We start from the raw sequence: 17,477 nt of genomic DNA, 5'->3' as shown, positions 1-17,477 counted from the left end.
GGGAATTCGAGCTTAGGAGACGGGTGGCTCCGATTGGGATTCGCAGGCGAATCGTGGCGGAGGCCTATTCCGATCCCTTCGCCGGCATGACCCGGATCAGGTTCGAAGGGTCATCGCGGCGCCGGTGGTCGTGACGACCGAGCCGGAAGGCGATCTCTCAGCCCCCTCGCGGGGCTCCCCTTGGAATACGTCCACAGTGGGCAGCCGATTGATCCATGTCAACGCTGCGACGCACGCGGCAGATGCTGCGACGCAACACGTATTTGTGTGCGTGGGTCGCACCGACTTGGCGCAGTCGGCATGACATTTGACGAATGAGTGCCTAAATCTGACGGAACAATGCGGAACACCCACGGAGAAGCGGAGAGATGCGCCAGTATCACGACCTTCTTCTGCGCATTCTCGCTGAAGGCGCCCGCAAGGAAGACCGCACCGGCACCGGCACGCTCTCCGTGTTCGGCCATCAGATGCGCTTCGATCTGGCCCAAGGGTTTCCCTTGGTCACCACCAAGAAACTGCACCTCAAATCCATCGTCCACGAGCTTCTGTGGTTCCTGGCGGGCGATACAAACATCAGATATCTCAAGGAAAACGGCGTTTCCATCTGGGACGAATGGGCGGACGCGAACGGCGATCTCGGCCCCGTCTATGGTCATCAGTGGCGCTCCTGGCCGACCCCCGAAGGCGGGGTGATCGACCAGATCGCCCAAGTGGTGTCCGATATAAAACGCACTCCGGATTCCCGCCGCCTGATCGTAACCGCCTGGAACCCGGCCGATGTTCCGAAGATGGCGCTGCCGCCGTGCCACTGCCTGTTCCAGTTCTACGTGGCGGATGGCAAGCTTTCGTGCCAGCTCTATCAGCGCTCCGCGGACGTGTTTCTAGGCGTTCCTTTCAATATTGCGTCCTATGCCCTGCTCACCGCCATGGTGGCGCAAGTGACGGGCCTGAAGGCTGGCGATTTCGTCCATACGCTCGGCGATGCGCACCTCTATTCCAATCATATGGACCAGGTCCACGAGCAACTTTCCCGCCCCCTTCGGCCTTTGCCGCGTCTGGTGCTGAACCCGGAGATCCGCGATATCTTCGCATTCCGCTATGAGGATGTGTTGATCGAGGATTATAATCCTCATCCTGGCATAAAGGCGCCCGTCGCCGTCTGATGTCCGCTGTCACGGGCTTGTGTAACGCTACGTCGTAACTTTGGCGCCGAGGTCCGCATATCTTGAGTGATCACGAGAGAGCGGACCCATGCCCCTGTTTCACGAACGCAATGGCAAGTTCAGCCCGGAACTGACGCTGACTCTTCTTGGCGCGGCGGTGCCGGTGCTCTGGTTGGCGGGCCGTGCGCTTGCGGGCGATCTTGGCGGGCGTCCGGTGGCGGCGGCGATTAATTTCACCGGCCTGTGGGCGATCCGGTTCCTCCTCCTGAGCCTTGCCGTAACCCCGGTGCGGCGGCTGTTCCACTGGCCGAAACTGGTTCTCGCCCGGCGAAACATCGGCCTCGCGGCTTTGTTTTACGCCGCATTGCATCTCGGTTTGTTCGTTGTGGATCAAGGCTATAGCGTCTCTGCGGCGGCGCGCGAGATCATCCTGCGTTTCTATCTCACCATCGGCGCCGTGGCGGTCGCGCTGCTGCTGGCGCTGGGCGCAACCTCGTTCGACCGAATCATCCGCCGCATGGGCGCAAAGCGCTGGAATGCCTTGCACGCCAGCGTCTATGCCGTCGCCATTCTCGCGGTTGCCCATTTCATCATCCAGTCGAAGCTGGACGTCACGCAAGCGATGATCATGGGCGGCCTGCTTATCCTCCTGTTCGTGTATCGCATCATTTTCCACCTCACAAACCGTGTGGGACCAATGCTTTTCGCGGTCCTGGCAGGGGTGAGCGCGATACTGACCGCGCTCGGGGAGGTCGCCTTCTACGGGCTGTTCACGGGCATCGACCCCTGGCTGGTGGCGATGGCCAATCTCCAGCCGCAATATGGGGTGAGCCCAGCCCTGTGGGTGCTCGCCACGGGCCTTGCCGTGGCGGCGGCAGCCGGTGTGCGGCAGGTCTTCTTCCCACCTGCAAAGGCCGCGCGCGGCAAAGGATCGGCTGCGAAGGCCTCGCCCGCGGCCGCCACGGCATCCCGCTCGAGCCTCGCCGGCTGAGGCCGCGCCCGTTCCGGCGTAGACGGTGATCGGCTAAGTTAGCCAGGCGGTGGATTGTAACCGCGTGAACGCTTCGGGGGCGGGTGATGAACGCAACGATCAAGCGCGCGCTGTGGTGGATCTGCCTGTGCATGGCGCCCCTGGTCCTCGCCGGGATGGAACTGTTCCACCCGGCCGGTTTCACGCAAAGCCCGGGCATGTATGCCTATCTCTGCACCTCCCAGCCCTACGATCCCCGCCATTGGGCGCTGGGCTATTTCGGACCGACCTGGTGGTTCACCATGCACATGATCCAGCTTCCCATGCTGGGGCTGGTGTCGATCGGGCTCTGGATGGCGGTAGAGGGGATGGAAGAGGGGATGTCCTGCATCCTGGCCTGGGTGTCGCGCGTCGCCACCTTCGTATTCCTGATCTGCTACACGGCGCTCGATTCCATCGGCGGCATCGGGCTCGGCCGCAGCATGCTGAACATCGAGGCCATGCGCGCGGCCGGAACCCTGACGCCGGAGCAGGAGCAGGGGGCAATCGCGTTGCTCAATGCCGATTGGGTCGACCCTTGGGTCGGCGGTGTTGGGTCCCTCATCAGCCTGACGGGTTCCTGGATGATCCTGCTGGCCGCTGTGAGCGTGGCTCTCGCGCTGCACCTCACGCGCCGCGCGCCCTGGCCGGCGCTGGTTCTGCTGGTGGCGTTCGGCTGGGAGATCCAGCTCTCCCATGCAAGCCCGCATGGGCCCATCGGCTTCCTGTTGCTGGCGGTGGCCGCCGCCTGGATCCGTCTTGCCGGGGGCGCAGTGCCCGCGAGCCGACGCCTCGCACCGGCGTAGTCCTATGCCGCGAGGGCCTGCTCCAGTCGCGCCAAGGCTTGCTGCGGGTCGGCGCGGGGCCAATCCGGCATCTGATGGCGGAACCAGGTTTCCTGACGCTTCGCATAGCGCCTGGTATCATTCCGGCCCTCCGCAATCGCCTCGGCGCGATCGAGTTCGCCCGCCAGATGGCGCATCAGCGGTGGGACACCGCAGGCCTTGAGCAAGGGTCGTTCCGGGGCCAGAACGCGGGCCGCGAGCAACTCAACTTCCGAAAGGCCGCCGCGTTCGATCATCTCATCGAACCGGCGGTCGATCTGGCGCCGCAGCGTCTCGCGGTCGAGATGCAGGACCAGCCGCACCAGGCCGTCTGGGGGGAGCACTGGGGCCTGGGCGGTGCGCTGCCAGGCGCTGAGCGAGCGACCCGTTGCCTCGAACACTTCGAGAGCGCGCAGAATTCTCTGCCGGTCGTTGGGGGCGAGGCGGAACGCGGTTTCGGGGTCGAGGGTTGCAAGGCGGCTGTGCAGGACCGGTGCGGCCTCGCCCTCGGCGGCCGCCCGGATTGCTGCCCTCACCTGCGGCGGGATTGCCGGAATTGCGGCCAGTCCCTCTGTCAGTGCGCGAAAATAGAGGCCGGTTCCGCCGATGACGATGGGCAGCCGTCCATCGGCCCGGGCGGTCGCGATGGCTTGTGTGGCTTCGGCGAGCCAGTGACCGACGGAATAATCGTCGGCCGCATCCACATGGCCGTAGAGCCGATGGGTGACCCTTGCTTCCTCCTCGGGGCTGGGGCGCGCGGTGAGAATGCGCAGATCGCCGTAAACCTGCATGGAATCAGCATTGATCACGGTTCCGCCCATGCGTTCAGCAAGGGCAAGCGCGACCGCGGACTTGCCGCTCGCTGTGGGACCTGCGATGAGCACCGCGGACGATTTCAAGCTTTCCTCATTGGATAGACCATGGTGTATGTCGCGACACTTATCGCAAATCCTGCTCACGCGGACTTAACGCGCGACCTCGTCCATGCGGCGCGCGCCGTGTTGCCCGGTGCGGAGGAGGAGCGGATCCTGGCCCCTGGCGTGGCCGTGGACATCCCCTTCGACCCTGAACTCGGCGCCGATGCTCATGCTCTCGCGGACGAACTGCGGGCAGTGCTTTCCGGTGCGCCGGTGGATGTGGTGGTGCAGCTTGCCGCGGCAAGGCGCAAGCGGCTGTTCATTGCCGACATGGATTCCACCATGATCGGGCAGGAATGCATCGACGAGCTTGCCGATGTCATCGGCATCAAGGCCTATGTCGCCGAGATTACCGAGCGGGCCATGCGTGGCGAAATCGCCTTCGAACCGGCGCTGCGCGAGCGCGTCGCCCTGCTCAAGGGTCTCGCCACCCGTGTGGTGGACGACGTGCTGAGCAGCCGCATCTCGTTGACACCCGGCGGCGCAGAGCTGGTGGCCACGATGAAAGCCAACGGCGCCTATACTGCGCTGGTGTCGGGCGGCTTCACCTTGTTCACCGAGGCGGTCGCCGGCCTGCTCGGTTTCGACGAGAACCGGGCGAATCGCCTGGTGATTGAGGCAGATGCGTTCGCCGGGCTGGTCGAGGAGCCCATCCTCGGGCGCGACGCCAAAACCGCGGCCCTCATCGAATTGCGCGACCGGCTGCATCTGTCTCCGTCCGAAACCCTGGCGGTGGGCGACGGGGCGAACGATCTTGGCATGCTCGGCGAAGCCGGTCTCGGGGTGGCGTTCCATGCCAAGCCCAAGGTCGCGCAGGCCGCACACGCCCGCATCGACCATGGGGATCTCACCGCGCTGCTCTATCTCCAGGGCTATTCGGCGGAAGAGATCCGTCATCCCTGATCGTGCGTCGGGATAAAAAAGGCCCGGCATTGCCGGGCCTTTGTGTTTTTGCGGGAGAGCGTTCAGTTCAAGGGAATGGCCTGGAACTGCACTTGGCCGTCGGAGTCCGAAACCAGCAGGAGCACCGATTTCTTGCCGTCCTTCTTGAGCCCGTCCACGCGCTTTTGCACATCTTCCGGACTGGACACGGTCTCCTGGGCCACTTCCACCAGGACCTGACCGGGCTTCAGGCCCTTTTCCGAAGCGGGCGAGTTGCGGTCCACGTTCAGGATCACCACGCCCTTGACCGTGTCCTTGATCTTGAAGCGCTTGCGCAGCTCATCGCTCATGGGTGCCAGCTCCAGGCCGAGCGCTTTCTTTGCCTCCGGCTTTGCCATGTCGCCGGGGGGCTTGGAGGCCGCAGCCGCCGCCTTCTCGTCGTCCGGCATACGCGCGATCTTCAGGCGCAAGGTCTCTTCCTTGCCCTTGCGCAGGACCACCACGTCCACGTCCTTGTCGACCGCCGTATCGGCGACGATCCGGGGCAGGTCACGCATCTCCTTGACGTCCTTGCCGTCGAAGCGGATCACCACGTCGCCGGCCTTGAGGCCGGCCTTGGCGGCCGGGCCGCCGTCGCTGACGCCGCCCACCAGCGCGCCGCGCGATTTGCCAAGGCCAAGGGTCTCGGCGATCTCGTCAGTGACCGTCTGGATGCGCACGCCGATCCAGCCGCGCCGGACTTCCTTGAACTGCTCGAGCTGGGCGATCACAGGCGTGGCAGTGGAGGAGGGGACGGCGAAGCCGATGCCGATGGAGCCGCCGGAGGGGGAGATGATCGCCGTATTGATGCCGATTACTTCGCCGTCCATGTTGAACAGCGGCCCGCCGGAATTGCCGCGGTTGATGGCCGCGTCGGTCTGCAGGAAATTGTCGTAAGGCCCGGCATTGATGTTGCGGTTTCGCGCGGACACCACGCCGACCGTCAGCGTGCCGCCGAGGCCGAACGGATTGCCGATGGCCATCACCCAGTCACCGACCCGCATCTTGTCGGAATCGCCAAACTTAACGAATGTCAACGGCTTTTCGGGCTTCACCCGCAGGAGCGCGAGGTCGGTCTTGGTGTCCCGGCCAACCAACTCCGCCTTCAACTTCGAGCCATCGTTGAAATTGGCATAGATCTCGTCGGCGTCGGCGATGACGTGGTTGTTGGTCACGATCAGGCCGGAGGGATCGATGACGAAGCCCGAGCCGAGCGACGATACCTTGCGCGAGCGGCCGTTTTCACGTCCGTCACCGTTCTCTCCGTCCTGCTGCTGGCGGCGCTTGAAGAATTCGTCGAAGAAATCCTCAAACGGCGATCCTGGCGGCAATTGTGGGGTCGTTACGCTGCGCGAGGGCGCCACGTTCTGCGAGGTGGAGATGTTCACCACCGCATCCATGACCTTTGCAGCCACGTCGGCGACGCTATCAGGGCCTTTGCCGGATGCAGCCAGTGCAGGCACCGTGAAGGCCAGCGGCAGGCTCATCGCGAAGGCGAGCAGCGGCATCTTGAGCGCGGGCGAAAAACGCGCGGATAGGAAGCGAGCGGACATGAAGCGGGCGAACATGGCCTCTCCTTGGGACAGGGCGAACGGAAAACCCAGGCAAAGGCCGCATGCGACCTAAAGGAACTAAGGCCTCGCCTGCCAATGCGGCGGAAACGCGACGCCTGCCCGTCTATGCCGCGGAGTTTATCCCCGTACCAGCCAGACGATGAGGACACCGACCGCGCCCGCGACCAGCCCCGCGATGCGCACGGGCGCTTCGGGCGCCTGCAATACGGCCTTTATCGCGCTGCGCCACGCCGCCGGGAAGGCGGCGAGGCAGAGGCCCTCGATGACGAGGACCAGACCAAGGGCGGCAACCAGATCGCGCATCGACCCCCGCGCCGCGATCAGCGCGCGGGCGCGGGTTGCGCCGGGGCGGCGGTCGCGCCGGCGACGGGTGCAGGCACAGGCTTTCCGCCATTGCCGAACGGATCGACGAAATAGCGGAAGAAGCTTGAATCCGGGCTTATCAGCAGGCGGGTGTCGCCGGGCTTGAGGCTCGCTTCATACGCCTGCATCGAGCGATAGAAGGCGAAGAAGTCCGGGTCGCGCCCGAACGCATCGGCGAAAATGGCATTGCGCTCAGCATCGCCTTGACCGCGCAGCTGCTCGCCACGCGACGTCGCCTCCGCCACCACGATGGTTGCCTCCCGCTCGGCGCGCGAGCGCAGCCGCTGGGCGGCTTCCGCACCCTGCGCCCGGATTTCGGCCGCTTCGCGCTGACGCTCCGTCTGCATGCGCTGGAACACCGCCTGACTGTTCGCTTCCGGCAAGTCGGCGCGGCGGATGCGCACGTCGACGACGGTGATGCCGAAGTTGGAGGCTTCGCGATTCACCTGCTCGGCGATGCGTCGCATCAGCCCTTCGCGCTCGTCGCGCACGACACGGGTGAAGGTGCTTTCTCCCAGCACGCGGCGCAGCGACGAGTTGAGGATGGTCGCGAGCCGCGAGTTGGCTCCCTCGATCGTGCCCACCGCCTGATAGAAGCGCAGCGGATCGGAGATGCGGTAGCGCGCGAACGCATCCACCACCAGGCGCTTCTGGTCAGAGGCGATCACTTCCTGGGACGGATTTTCAAGGTCCAGGATTCGCTTGTCCAGATAGACCACGCTGTCGATGAACGGGATCTTCCAGTGAAGCCCGGGACTGGTGATGGGCGTCAGCGGATCGCCCAGGCGCAACACCAGCGCTTGCTGGGTCTGGTTGACGATGAAGGCCGAGGAATAGAGGCCGATCAGCACCAGCGCCGCGATGACGGCGAGGACGCCGCCGAGAACGGGATTTTTCATCGGGCGGCTCCTTGGGGCTGGGTGGTGCCCTGGGGCGCCGTCGATCTGCGTCCGATGTCGCCGAGCGGCAACACCGGGACCACGCCGGAGTCGCGTGAGGTGGCGTTCTGCTCCACCAGCACCTTGTCCATTCCGCCGAGCACGCGCTCCATGGTTTCGAAATACATGCGCTGGCGAGTCACGTCCTTCGCCTTCACATATTGCTCATAAATGCTGAGGAAGCGGTCGGCTTGGCCGCGTGCTTCCACCACGGTGCGCTCGCGATAGGCCTGAGCGGCGTTGTCGATCTGCGCTGCCTGTCCGCGCGCCTCGGGGAGGACGCGGTTGGCATAGGTCTGGGCTTCGTTCTGGGCGCGCTCGGCATCGGCGCGGGCGGCCTGGACGTCGCGGAAGGAATCGATGACCTGGGAGGGCGGATCCACCTTCTGCATCTGCACCTGGGTGATCTGCACACCCGCGCCATAGCTGTCGAGGGTGCGCTGCATGAGGTCGTGCACGTCCTGCTCGATGGTCTGGCGGGCGCCGGTGAGGATCGGCTGGATATTGGTGCGGCCGATGACCTCGCGCATGGCGCTTTCCGCCACCGCCTTGATGGTGCCTTCGGGGTTCTGCACGTTGAACAGGTACTTCTCAGCGTTGCTGATGACCCAGAACACAGCGAAATCCACATCCACGATGTTTTCGTCGCCGGTGAGCATCAGGCTCTCCTCGGGAACGTCGCGCATCACGGTGCTGCTGCGGCGAGGGTCGTCGGTCAGACGCATGCCGATGTCGAGGCGGTTCACGCGTGTCACCTTGGGCGTCACCACGGTCTCGATCGGATAGGGCAGATGGTAATTCAGGCCCGGTTGGGTGATCTCGACGAACCGGCCAAAGCGCAGCACGACGCCTTGCTCGTCGGGCTCGACCCGGTAAAAGCCCGAGAGCAGCCAGCCAGCCACCACGAGGGCGACAATAAGAATGGCGCCCTTCGTTCCCATGGAACCCGGCAACATGTTCTTGAGGCGGTCCTGACCGCGCCGGATCAGGTCCTCAATATCCGTTGGCGTTGGTCCCGAAGAGGACGGTCCCGTACCCCAGGGACCGCGCGGCCCGCTTCCCCATGGGCCACCGCCCTGATTCTTCCACGACATACGCCGTCTCCTGTTGGAGCGCCTCATAGGCGGTCCATCACAATCGAAACCGCCCGCGTCGAAGCTCCAACGACTCGCAACAAGGGCGAGCGGGTACCAGCCGACCGGCATCGGGTTATAGAAAGGCACGCGCCACGTTTCAACGCAGCGCGTGCTTCACAATAGGGTCAGATAGGGAGCCTATCGATCTTACGCAACGGGAGTTCCGACAGCTCCGGTGCGGTCGCCTGCATTCTGAACGCGACTGGGTGCCGCATGACCGCGGTAATAATCCAGGACAAAAAGACGGATGGCGGAAGAAAGATTGCCCTGGGTGCGCGACGAATCAATGGTTGCGACGAGGTCGGATAACGTCAGACGCCTGCCGCTCGCGATTTCCTTCAGGGCATCCCAGAAGGCATCCTCAAGGCTGACACTGGTTTTATGACCGGCGATCACGATGGATCTTTTGACCACGGGGCTTTTCATGTGTTTTCCCTCTTCGTGAGCAGGTGACCCTCCAGGCGCAAGGCTTCATCCCGCTTCTTCGCGGCTTCAGCTTCCCGCTCAGCCTTGGTGCGTCCGAACCGAATTCGGTTCTCGGCGGCCTCAGCTTGCGCCTCACTACGCGCACGATCTTTTCGCACGCGCCGAAGATTCACGATCTTGCTCACTTCAAGCCTCGACAAGCGGCGTGGTTCCCCCCAAACCGAGCCGAGCTCTTCAAGCCTCACGCGCAAGACACACACCGTGTCGTTCCGCTCGATAGCTCGATCAGGCGAGTTCGCACCTGATACACGGCGAACCTATGGCAAATTATACCAGATCGGCCCTCCCCTGCTACCGCCCTGTAACTATTTTACCATCGTTGCGGGCTCGGCGGGGTGAAATGCTGTGCTAGAAGCCACGTCGCTCCCAGATATTGGCGACAGGGGACCCCTCATCATGACAGCGACCCGTACCGAAACAGACACTTTCGGCCCCATCGAGGTGCCGGCCGACCGCTATTGGGGCGCGCAAGCGCAACGCTCTCTGGGTAATTTCAAGATCGGCTGGGAGCGCCAGCCGCTACCGATCGTGCGCGCCCTCGGCATCGTCAAGCGTGCGGCGGCCGAGACCAACATGGGACTTGGCCGGCTCGATCCGGCGCTCGGCGCCGCGATCATCCAGGCGGCGCAGGAAGTGATCGAGGGAAAGCTCGACGATCACTTTCCCCTGGTGGTTTGGCAGACCGGCTCAGGCACTCAGTCCAACATGAATGCCAACGAGGTCATCTCGAACCGGGCGATCGAAATCCTCGGGGGTGAACGCGGCTCCAAGAAGCCGGTCCACCCCAACGACCACGTCAACATGAGCCAGTCGTCCAACGACACCTATCCCACCGCCATGCATGTGGCATGCGCCGAAGAGATCGTGCATCGCCTGCTGCCGGCCCTCAGCACGCTGCACGCGGCCCTGGACGCCAAGGCGAAGGCATGGTCCTCGATCATCAAGATCGGACGCACCCACACTCAGGACGCGACGCCGCTTACGCTTGGGCAGGAATTTTCCGGCTATGCGCAACAGGTCGGCAACGCGATCGCGCGGCTCGAATCCACCTTGCCGGGGCTGATGCAGCTCGCCCAGGGCGGCACCGCGGTCGGCACCGGCCTCAATGCGCCGGTCGGCTTTGCGGAAAAGGTGGCGGAACAGATCGCCGAAATTACCGGATTGCCGTTCACCAGTGCGCCGAACAAGTTCGAGGCCCTAGCGGCGCACGACGCCATGGTGTTCTCCCACGGAGCCATCAATTCGGCGGCTGCGGCCCTGTTCAAGATCGCCAACGACATCCGCCTGCTCGGCTCCGGTCCGCGTTCGGGTCTCGGCGAGCTGTCGCTGCCGGAGAACGAGCCGGGCTCGTCGATCATGCCGGGCAAGGTCAATCCCACGCAGTGCGAGGCCATGACCCAGGTGTGCGTGCAGATCTTCGGCAACAATGCCGCGCTCACTTTCGCCGGCAGCCAGGGCCATTTCGAACTGAACGTTTACAATCCTGTGATGGCCTACAACTTCCTGCAGTCGGTACGGCTGATGGCCGATGCGGCCAACTCGTTCACCGAGCATTGCGTGGTCGGCATCGTGCCCCGCGAGGACAATATCAAGGCGGCGCTTGAGCGGTCTTTGATGCTGGTCACCGCCCTGGCCCCGAAGATCGGCTATGATAATGCGGCCAAGATCGCCAAGACCGCGCACAAGAACGGCACCACCTTGCGCGAGGAGGCCGTTGGCGGGGGCTATGTCACCAACGAGGAGTTCGACGCCGTGGTGCGGCCCGAGCAGATGATCTCGCCGGGCTGAGCCGGGTTTCGACAAAAACGCGGGCCGCGCCCTGCGCGACCCGCTGCGGAGAAGGGGCAACCATGGGCAATCGGACCGTTGCGATTGACGATCTGCATCCGACGCAACTGACCTTGGGCATGTCCGAGGTCGCGCGCCGCGCCAAGCGCATGGCCGGCCTCGACCCGGACGACCTGGAAGAGCTCATCCGCAAGCGGCCGGTCCCCTGTGTCATCGGCCCCGGGGGCCGCCTCTATATGATCGACCATCATCATTTGTGCCGGGCGCTGCTGCTGTGCGGCCGCACCACAGTGACCCAGGACCTCTCGGCGACACTCGATTGGTCACACATGGACGTTGACGCGTTCTGGCCCGCCATGGATCGCGCCGGGATGTGTTGGCCCATCGATGCCGACGGAAACCGGCGGCCCTATGTGCGCATCCCCCATCATGTGCGCGACCTCACCGACAATCCCTGGCGGACCCTCGCCCGCGGGGTGCGCGGAACCGCTTTTCGCGACGATGACGACACCCCCTTCAAGGAATTCATGTGGGGCGAGTATTTTCGCACCTTCATGAGCAAGCGTCTCATCGAGACCAGCCTGGATCTGGCCGAGAACCTCGCCCTCAAGCTGGCGCTGCTCGAAGAGGCGCAGGACCTTCCCGGCTATATGGGCAAGGGAAAATAGCGCGAGCGAAGATGCCACCCGGCCATGCAGCACGTCGACGATGCCGCATGGATTAAAGTGTCCCAAGATCGCCTCAACCGCTGATCCGTCCGAGGAGCCATTCCATGTCCTGCATCCGCGCCACCGCCGATCGCGTGAAGATCCCCTCCCTGATGCTGCTGGTGGCCCTTGTACTGGCCGGCTGCGGCGTAAACGCCATTCCGACCGAGGAAGAGCGCGCCAAGGCGGCCTGGAGCGAAGTGCTCAACCAATATCAGCGCCGCTCCGACCTCATCCCCAATCTCGTGGAGACGGTGAAGGGATATGCGGCGCAGGAGAAGGATGTCCTGACTTCGGTGGTGGAGGCGCGTGCCAAGGCCACCTCGATCCGCGTGGATGCCTCCACCATTACCGATCCCGCCCAGTTCAAGCAGTTTCAGGACGCCCAGGCGCAGCTCTCCGGTGCGCTGGGCCGGCTGATCGCCATATCGGAAGCCTATCCGGACTTGAAGTCGAACCAGAACTTCCTGGCGCTCCAGTCGCAGATCGAGGGCACCGAGAACCGCATCGCTGTGGCGCGCCGCGATTATATCGAGGCGGTCCGCGTCTATAATACCGAGCTGCGGACCTTCCCCGGCTCGATCTGGGCGGCCACGCTGTATCGTGCGAACAAGCCCATGGAGACCTTCACGATTTCCGAGCAGCAGATGCAGGTGCCCAAAGTGAAATTCAACTGACGCCGGCTGGGCGCAGCGTCATGGGCATGAAATGGAACTCGGCCTTGGCGGACGCCCCACCCTCGGTGAGGCGTATCCTGGCGGGCCTGGCGCTGTGCGTGGTTCTGCTGGCCATGGCAGGGACGGCGTGGGCTGAACTCACCTTTCCCCCACTCACCGGCCGCGTCGTGGACGCTGCCGGCATCCTCGATGCCGCGACCGTCCAAGACCTCGACGCCAAGCTCGCGGCGCAGGAGGCCAAGGTGACGGACCAGTTCGTCGTCGCCACCGTGCCATCGCTCCAGGGCACGGAGATCGAGGATTATGCGAACCGCCTGTTCCGTTTCTGGAAGATCGGGCAGGCCCGCAAGAACAATGGCGTGCTGCTGCTGGTCGCCCCCGCGGAACGCAAGGTTCGCATCGAGGTCGGGTATGGGTTGGAGGGCATCCTGACAGACGCGGTCGCGAGCACCATCATTCGGACCGCAATCGTCCCCCCGTTCCGGGCCGGGAACATGCCGGCTGGAATCGTCGCTGGCGCGGACGCGATTCTCGAGATTCTCAACCTTGATCCGGAGGAGGCGAGGGCGCGTGCCCGTGGGGCGGCGCCCCAGGCCGGACTGAGCGAGGACGACTGGATCCAGATCGTGATCTTCGTAATCATGGTTCTGCTTTTCATCTATTTCGTCTCGCGCGGATCGGGCGGCGGTCGCGGAATGGGTGGGCGCCGGCGCGGCGTGTTCGTGCCGGGCCCGATCTCCGGCGGGTGGGGTGGTGGCTCGGGTGGCGGCGGGGGCGGATTCTCCGGCGGCGGGGGATCGTCCGGCGGCGGCGGCGCCTCGGGAGGATGGTGAGATGAACCAGGCAGATTCGACGCCGAGGACAGCGGGACGAGGGCCGTGCGGCCTCGACGCCGCCGAACTGGCCCTGGTCACCGAAGCCATTGCCAGTGCGGAGCGGCGAACCTCTGCCGAGATTCGCGTCGCGGTTGCGTCGGCCCCTCTGGTTCATCCGGCGCTGTACCGGATTCTCTGGGCTGCGCTGGCGTCGCTGATTCTTCCCTGGGGAATCATTGCGTTCGCCTCCCTGCGGCCCGTGACGGTGCTGGCCACGCAGGCGGGATGCTTCATCCTGCTGAGCCTGCTGCTGACCTGGAAACCGCTTGGCTCACGCCTCGTGCCCCTGGCGGCGAAGCGCGGAACCGCCAGGGCGACCGCTCTTCACCTGTTCCATGCGCATGGCATCCACCAGACGATGGCCCGCAACGGGCTCCTCATCTTCGTGGCACCGCATGATCGGCTGGTGGAGCTGGTTGCGGATGAGGGGGTACAAGCCGCAATCCCTCGCGATGCTTGGATTTCCCTTTGCGGAGAGGTGGTCGAGAAGGCCGGTCGGGGCGCCTTGGGCGAGGGGCTCGCGGCAGCCGTTGAACGCGCCGGAGAACTCCTCGGGCCCCATTTGCCGGCCCATCCGCACGACCAAAACGAACTCTCGGACCGGGTCGTGATCGTATAAAGTATCGCGCGCGTGGCCTGCCGTGCGGGACATGCGCCAATGCTTGCAATAAAGCTGTCATGAAGCTTGCGAGCCCTTGACGCAGAGCGACTCTGCGGCTACACCACGCTCCACTTCCACGGCAGACGTTCGCGTCTGAGCGATTGAAGCAGCTTTCCCGGTATCCGGTGCGCTTCGATCAAATAGCCAAAAGCTCCCTGGAAGAGCACTGCGAGACAAGGGTGCACGATCGCGGCGCCAATCTCCGCAAGGAGATGGAGTGGCGTGATCCTCTGTCGCGAACGAAGCCTGGCGCTGTTGATTCAGCGTTACAAGCTTAGGCGTTTGCGGTGCCGCTGAGGGGCCTTGAGCCCTTCGGCGTCAAAACTGTTTTGTGGCGGCTTCGGCCGTTAAATCGTGGCGGTCCCCGAGGGGGTCGCAAAATTCATGGATGCGGCGAAAGCCGCAGGTCAGGACGAGGCGAAGGCGTACATGCCGACGATCAACCAGCTGATCCGGAAGCCGCGGGAAGCGCAGAAGGCGCGGGACAAGGCTCCTGCTCTTCAGTCGAGCCCGCAGAAGCGGGGCGTTTGCACCCGCGTCTACACCACGACCCCGAAGAAGCCGAACTCGGCGCTTCGTAAGGTCGCCAAAGTGCGGCTGACCAACAGCTACGAAGTGATCGGTTACATCCCCGGTGAGGGACATAACCTTCAGGAGCACTCGGTGGTCATGATCCGCGGCGGCCGCGTCAAGGATCTTCCCGGCGTGCGTTACCACATTCTCCGCGGCGTCCTGGATACCCAGGGCGTGAAGAACCGCAAGCAACGCCGTTCGAAGTACGGCGCGAAGCGGCCGAAGTGATCAGGGGAGCTTGAGCTATGTCTCGTCGTCATAAGGCCGAGCGCCGCGAAGTCATTCCTGACGCCAAGTACGGTAACCTCGTGCTGAGCCGCTTCATGAATTCCGTCATGCGTGATGGCAAGAAGTCGGTTGCTGAAAGCATCGTGTACGGCGCGCTCGACGTGGTCGAGTCCAAGGCCAAGCACGATCCGGTCGAGGTGTTCGTCACGGCGTTGGAAAACGTCGCGCCTGCAGTCGAAGTGCGGTCGCGCCGCGTCGGCGGCGCCACCTACCAGGTGCCCGTCGAGGTTCGTGTGGAGCGTCGCCAGACCCTGGCGATCCGTTGGCTCATCGCCTCGGCCCGCGCCCGCAATGAGAAGACCATGGTCGAGCGGCTCTCCGCAGAATTGCTCGATGCCGCGAACAATCGCGGCAACGCGGTTAAGAAGCGTGAAGATACGCACCGGATGGCGGAAGCCAACCGTGCCTTCTCTCATTATCGCTGGTGATCGGAGAGGACCTCAGTCATGCCGCGCCTTAACGCCATCGAGGACTACCGTAATTTCGGCATCATGGCCCACATTGATGCCGGCAAGACCACGACCACCGAGCGGATTCTCTATTACACCGGCAAGAGCCACAAGATCGGCGAAGTCCATGATGGCGCTGCCACCATGGATTGGATGACGCAGGAGCAGGAGCGTGGCATCACGATCACCTCTGCTGCGACGACCGCCTTCTGGAATGGCAAGCGCCTGAACATCATCGACACCCCGGGCCACGTCGACTTCACCATCGAAGTCGAGCGTTCGCTGCGTGTGCTCGATGGTGCGGTGTGCGTGCTTGACGGCAATCAGGGCGTCGAGCCCCAGACCGAAACCGTTTGGCGCCAAGCCGACAAGTACAACGTGCCCCGCATCGTGTTCGTCAACAAGATGGACAAGACCGGCGCCGACTTTTACCGCTGCGTCGAGATGATCATCGACCGCGTGGCCGGCAACCCCGTGTGCTGCCAGCTGCCGATCGGATCCGAAAACAATTTCAAGGGCATCATCGACCTCGTCCGCATGAAGGCGGTGGTTTGGGAAGACGAAGCCCTGGGCGCGAAGTTCCATGACGAGGAGATCCCTGCGGATCTCGCCGACAAGGCCGCCGAATATCGCAACAAGCTGGTGGAAGCCGCCGTCGAGCTCGACGACGACGCCATGGCAGCTTACCTCGACGGCACTGAGCCGGACGAAGCGACTCTCAAGTCGCTGATCCGTAAGGCCGTCGTGACCCGTAAGTTCAACCCGGTGTTCTGCGGCTCGGCGTTCAAGAACAAGGGCGTTCAGCCCCTGCTCGACGCAGTCGTCGACTTCCTGCCGAGCCCCATCGATCGTGGGGCGATCAAGGGTATCGACTTCAAGACCGAAGAAGACACGGTACGTATGCCGAACGATACGGACCCGCTGTCGGTCCTGGCGTTCAAGATCATGGACGACCCCTTCGTCGGTACCATCACCTTCTGCCGCGTCTATTCGGGCAAGCTCGAAACCGGCATGGGTCTGCTCAACTCCACCCGCGACAAGCGTGAGCGTGTCGGCCGGATGCTGCTGATGCATGCCAACAACCGCGAAGACATCAAGGAAGCCTATGCCGGTGACATCGTCGCGCTGGCGGGTCTGAAGGATGTGCGCACCGGCGATACGCTGTGCGACACCGTCAATCCGGTGATCCTTGAGAAGATGGAATTCCCGGAGCCGGTGATTGAGATCGCCATCGAGCCCAAGTCCAAGGCGGACCAGGAAAAGCTCGGCATCGCGCTCTCCAAGCTGGCGGCGGAGGATCCCTCCTTCCGCGTGTCGACCGATTTCGAAAGCGGCCAGACCATCCTCAAGGGCATGGGCGAACTGCACCTCGACATCAAGGTCGACATCCTGCGCCGGACCTACAAGGTGGACGCCAATATCGGCGCCCCCCAGGTGGCCTATCGCGAGACCATCACGAAGAAGACCGATGTTGACTACACCCACAAGAAGCAGACCGGCGGTACCGGCCAGTTTGCGCGGGTGAAGTTCACCGTCGAGCCGAACGAAGTGGGCAAGGGCTTCAGCTTCGAGAGCGTGATCGTCGGCGGTGCGGTGCCGAAGGAATATATCCCCGGCGTCCAGAAGGGCCTCGAAAGCGTGCTCGGAGCGGGCGTACTGGCGAACTTCCCGGTGGTGGACGTCAAGGTTCAGCTCACCGACGGCGCGTATCATGAAGTGGACTCGTCCGCGCTCGCCTTCGAAATCGCCTCCCGTGCAGCGTTCCGCGAAGCCCTTCAGAAGGGTGGCTCGGTGCTGCTGGAGCCGATCATGAAGGTCGAGGTGGTGACGCCTGAAGACTATACGGGTTCGGTAATCGGCGATCTGAATTCTCGCCGTGGCCAGATCCAAGGCCAGGACATGCGCGGCAATGCGAACGTCATCAATGCGATGGTGCCGCTGGCCAACATGTTCGGCTACGTGAACACGCTGCGTTCCTTCAGTCAGGGCCGCGCAACCTTCACCATGCAGTTCGACCACTACGAACAAGTGCCGTCGAATGTCGCGCAGGAGGTTCAGGCGAAGTACGCCTGAACCCCATAACGAACCCTGATCGAGCAATCGCCAGAGAGACCCAACGGAGAGTCCC

The 17,477-nt window shown here is 63.7% G+C and carries 19 protein-coding genes and 1 riboswitch; of the genes, 12 read left to right on the top strand and 7 right to left on the bottom strand.

The window, feature by feature from the left end; genetic code table 11:
- Positions 1-56 precede the first annotated feature (56 nt).
- Positions 57-191, bottom strand: a riboswitch (TPP riboswitch).
- Positions 192-368: 177 nt separating this feature from the next.
- The 3 genes from V5F77_RS18105 (at position 369) to V5F77_RS18095 (ending at position 2,978) form a co-directional block, all read left to right on the top strand.
- Positions 369-1,163, top strand: coding sequence for a thymidylate synthase (locus V5F77_RS18105; RefSeq protein WP_429006738.1), 795 nt, complete (start codon positions 369-371; stop codon positions 1,161-1,163).
- Positions 1,164-1,251: 88 nt separating this feature from the next.
- A complete protein-coding gene (locus tag V5F77_RS18100; protein WP_429006737.1) occupies positions 1,252-2,154 on the top strand; it encodes a protein-methionine-sulfoxide reductase heme-binding subunit MsrQ in 903 nt (300 codons plus the stop codon).
- Between the two features lie 86 nt (positions 2,155-2,240).
- Entirely contained in the window at positions 2,241-2,978 is a 738-nt protein-coding gene (locus V5F77_RS18095) for a hypothetical protein (protein WP_429006736.1), read from the top strand.
- A 2-nt stretch (positions 2,979-2,980) separates the two neighbouring features.
- On the opposite strand, the gene miaA is transcribed toward V5F77_RS18095, so the two are convergent.
- Positions 2,981-3,895: a tRNA (adenosine(37)-N6)-dimethylallyltransferase MiaA gene (miaA, locus tag V5F77_RS18090; RefSeq protein ID WP_429006735.1), complete on the bottom strand. Its 915-nt coding sequence runs from the start codon at positions 3,893-3,895 to the stop codon at positions 2,981-2,983.
- Positions 3,896-3,916: 21 nt separating this feature from the next.
- Between miaA and serB the strand changes: the two genes are divergently transcribed.
- Complete coding sequence (serB, locus tag V5F77_RS18085; protein ID WP_429006734.1) at positions 3,917-4,816, top strand: phosphoserine phosphatase SerB; 900 nt, start codon at positions 3,917-3,919, stop codon at positions 4,814-4,816.
- 62 nt (positions 4,817-4,878) lie between these two features.
- Here the strand turns inward: serB and V5F77_RS18080 are convergent, their stop codons facing one another.
- The 6 genes from V5F77_RS18080 to V5F77_RS18055 all read right to left on the bottom strand — a co-directional run bounded on the left by V5F77_RS18080 (position 4,879) and on the right by V5F77_RS18055 (position 9,456).
- On the bottom strand, positions 4,879-6,402 hold the full coding sequence (locus tag V5F77_RS18080) for a DegQ family serine endoprotease (RefSeq protein WP_429006733.1): 1,524 nt from the start codon (positions 6,400-6,402) through the stop codon (positions 4,879-4,881).
- A gap of 123 nt (positions 6,403-6,525) precedes the next feature.
- Positions 6,526-6,711 (bottom strand): DUF2065 domain-containing protein, encoded by a 186-nt coding sequence (locus V5F77_RS18075; RefSeq protein ID WP_429006732.1) that lies wholly within the window; start codon positions 6,709-6,711, stop codon positions 6,526-6,528.
- Positions 6,712-6,728: 17 nt separating this feature from the next.
- Positions 6,729-7,670 (bottom strand): protease modulator HflC, encoded by a 942-nt coding sequence (gene hflC, locus V5F77_RS18070; protein ID WP_429006731.1) that lies wholly within the window; start codon positions 7,668-7,670, stop codon positions 6,729-6,731.
- Positions 7,667-8,803, bottom strand: a complete 1,137-nt coding sequence (hflK, locus tag V5F77_RS18065; protein ID WP_429006730.1) for an FtsH protease activity modulator HflK — start codon at positions 8,801-8,803, stop codon at positions 7,667-7,669. Before hflK ends, hflC begins: the two co-directional genes overlap by 4 nt.
- Positions 8,804-8,992: 189 nt before the next feature.
- Positions 8,993-9,271, bottom strand: a complete 279-nt coding sequence (locus V5F77_RS18060; protein ID WP_429006729.1) for a ribbon-helix-helix domain-containing protein — start codon at positions 9,269-9,271, stop codon at positions 8,993-8,995.
- Positions 9,268-9,456, bottom strand: coding sequence for a DUF4169 family protein (locus V5F77_RS18055; protein WP_429006728.1), 189 nt, complete (start codon positions 9,454-9,456; stop codon positions 9,268-9,270). The genes V5F77_RS18060 and V5F77_RS18055 overlap by 4 nt, the downstream gene beginning before the upstream one ends.
- Positions 9,457-9,727: 271 nt before the next feature.
- Between V5F77_RS18055 and fumC the strand changes: the two genes are divergently transcribed.
- From fumC to fusA, 8 genes are all read left to right on the top strand, one after another.
- Positions 9,728-11,119 carry a class II fumarate hydratase gene (gene fumC / locus V5F77_RS18050; protein WP_429006727.1) on the top strand — a complete coding sequence of 464 codons (1,392 nt, stop codon included), beginning with the start codon at positions 9,728-9,730 and terminating at the stop codon, positions 11,117-11,119.
- Between the two features lie 62 nt (positions 11,120-11,181).
- Positions 11,182-11,787: a ParB-like protein gene (locus tag V5F77_RS18045; protein ID WP_429006726.1), complete on the top strand. Its 606-nt coding sequence runs from the start codon at positions 11,182-11,184 to the stop codon at positions 11,785-11,787.
- 104 nt (positions 11,788-11,891) lie between these two features.
- Positions 11,892-12,503, top strand: a complete 612-nt coding sequence (locus V5F77_RS18040; RefSeq protein ID WP_429006725.1) for a LemA family protein — start codon at positions 11,892-11,894, stop codon at positions 12,501-12,503.
- Positions 12,504-12,529: 26 nt separating this feature from the next.
- Positions 12,530-13,336 carry a TPM domain-containing protein gene (locus V5F77_RS18035; protein ID WP_429006792.1) on the top strand — a complete coding sequence of 269 codons (807 nt, stop codon included), beginning with the start codon at positions 12,530-12,532 and terminating at the stop codon, positions 13,334-13,336.
- 1 nt (position 13,337) lies between these two features.
- Complete coding sequence (locus V5F77_RS18030; protein WP_429006724.1) at positions 13,338-13,997, top strand: TPM domain-containing protein; 660 nt, start codon at positions 13,338-13,340, stop codon at positions 13,995-13,997.
- 471 nt (positions 13,998-14,468) lie between these two features.
- Complete coding sequence (gene rpsL / locus V5F77_RS18025; protein ID WP_012171083.1) at positions 14,469-14,840, top strand: 30S ribosomal protein S12; 372 nt, start codon at positions 14,469-14,471, stop codon at positions 14,838-14,840.
- 17 nt (positions 14,841-14,857) lie between these two features.
- Positions 14,858-15,328, top strand: a complete 471-nt coding sequence (gene rpsG, locus V5F77_RS18020) for a 30S ribosomal protein S7 (RefSeq protein WP_429006723.1) — start codon at positions 14,858-14,860, stop codon at positions 15,326-15,328.
- 18 nt (positions 15,329-15,346) lie between these two features.
- Complete coding sequence (gene fusA, locus V5F77_RS18015; protein ID WP_429006722.1) at positions 15,347-17,422, top strand: elongation factor G; 2,076 nt, start codon at positions 15,347-15,349, stop codon at positions 17,420-17,422.
- Positions 17,423-17,477: the final 55 nt, after the last annotated feature.

The organism is Roseixanthobacter psychrophilus (assembly GCF_043195195.1).
In the GTDB taxonomy this organism is placed as follows: domain Bacteria; phylum Pseudomonadota; class Alphaproteobacteria; order Rhizobiales; family Xanthobacteraceae; genus NCEH01.
This window is presented reverse-complemented; position numbering and strand designations above follow the sequence as displayed.

Bases quoted from the DNA above. Each gene is read 5' to 3' on its own strand.
- V5F77_RS18105 (WP_429006738.1), top strand. From the start codon at position 369: ATGCGCCAGTATCACGACCTTCTTCTGCGCATTCTCGCTGAAGGCGCC.
- V5F77_RS18100 (WP_429006737.1), top strand. From the start codon at position 1,252: ATGCCCCTGTTTCACGAACGCAATGGCAAGTTCAGCCCGGAACTGACG.
- V5F77_RS18095 (WP_429006736.1), top strand. From the start codon at position 2,241: ATGAACGCAACGATCAAGCGCGCGCTGTGGTGGATCTGCCTGTGCATG.
- serB (WP_429006734.1), top strand. From the start codon at position 3,917: ATGGTGTATGTCGCGACACTTATCGCAAATCCTGCTCACGCGGACTTA.
- V5F77_RS18080 (WP_429006733.1), bottom strand. From the start codon at position 6,402: ATGTTCGCCCGCTTCATGTCCGCTCGCTTCCTATCCGCGCGTTTTTCG.
- V5F77_RS18075 (WP_429006732.1), bottom strand. From the start codon at position 6,711: ATGCGCGATCTGGTTGCCGCCCTTGGTCTGGTCCTCGTCATCGAGGGC.
- hflC (WP_429006731.1), bottom strand. From the start codon at position 7,670: ATGAAAAATCCCGTTCTCGGCGGCGTCCTCGCCGTCATCGCGGCGCTG.
- hflK (WP_429006730.1), bottom strand. From the start codon at position 8,803: ATGTCGTGGAAGAATCAGGGCGGTGGCCCATGGGGAAGCGGGCCGCGC.
- V5F77_RS18060 (WP_429006729.1), bottom strand. From the start codon at position 9,271: ATGAAAAGCCCCGTGGTCAAAAGATCCATCGTGATCGCCGGTCATAAA.
- fumC (WP_429006727.1), top strand. From the start codon at position 9,728: ATGACAGCGACCCGTACCGAAACAGACACTTTCGGCCCCATCGAGGTG.
- V5F77_RS18045 (WP_429006726.1), top strand. From the start codon at position 11,182: ATGGGCAATCGGACCGTTGCGATTGACGATCTGCATCCGACGCAACTG.
- V5F77_RS18040 (WP_429006725.1), top strand. From the start codon at position 11,892: ATGTCCTGCATCCGCGCCACCGCCGATCGCGTGAAGATCCCCTCCCTG.
- V5F77_RS18035 (WP_429006792.1), top strand. From the start codon at position 12,530: ATGAAATGGAACTCGGCCTTGGCGGACGCCCCACCCTCGGTGAGGCGT.
- V5F77_RS18030 (WP_429006724.1), top strand. From the start codon at position 13,338: ATGAACCAGGCAGATTCGACGCCGAGGACAGCGGGACGAGGGCCGTGC.
- rpsL (WP_012171083.1), top strand. From the start codon at position 14,469: ATGCCGACGATCAACCAGCTGATCCGGAAGCCGCGGGAAGCGCAGAAG.
- rpsG (WP_429006723.1), top strand. From the start codon at position 14,858: ATGTCTCGTCGTCATAAGGCCGAGCGCCGCGAAGTCATTCCTGACGCC.
- fusA (WP_429006722.1), top strand. From the start codon at position 15,347: ATGCCGCGCCTTAACGCCATCGAGGACTACCGTAATTTCGGCATCATG.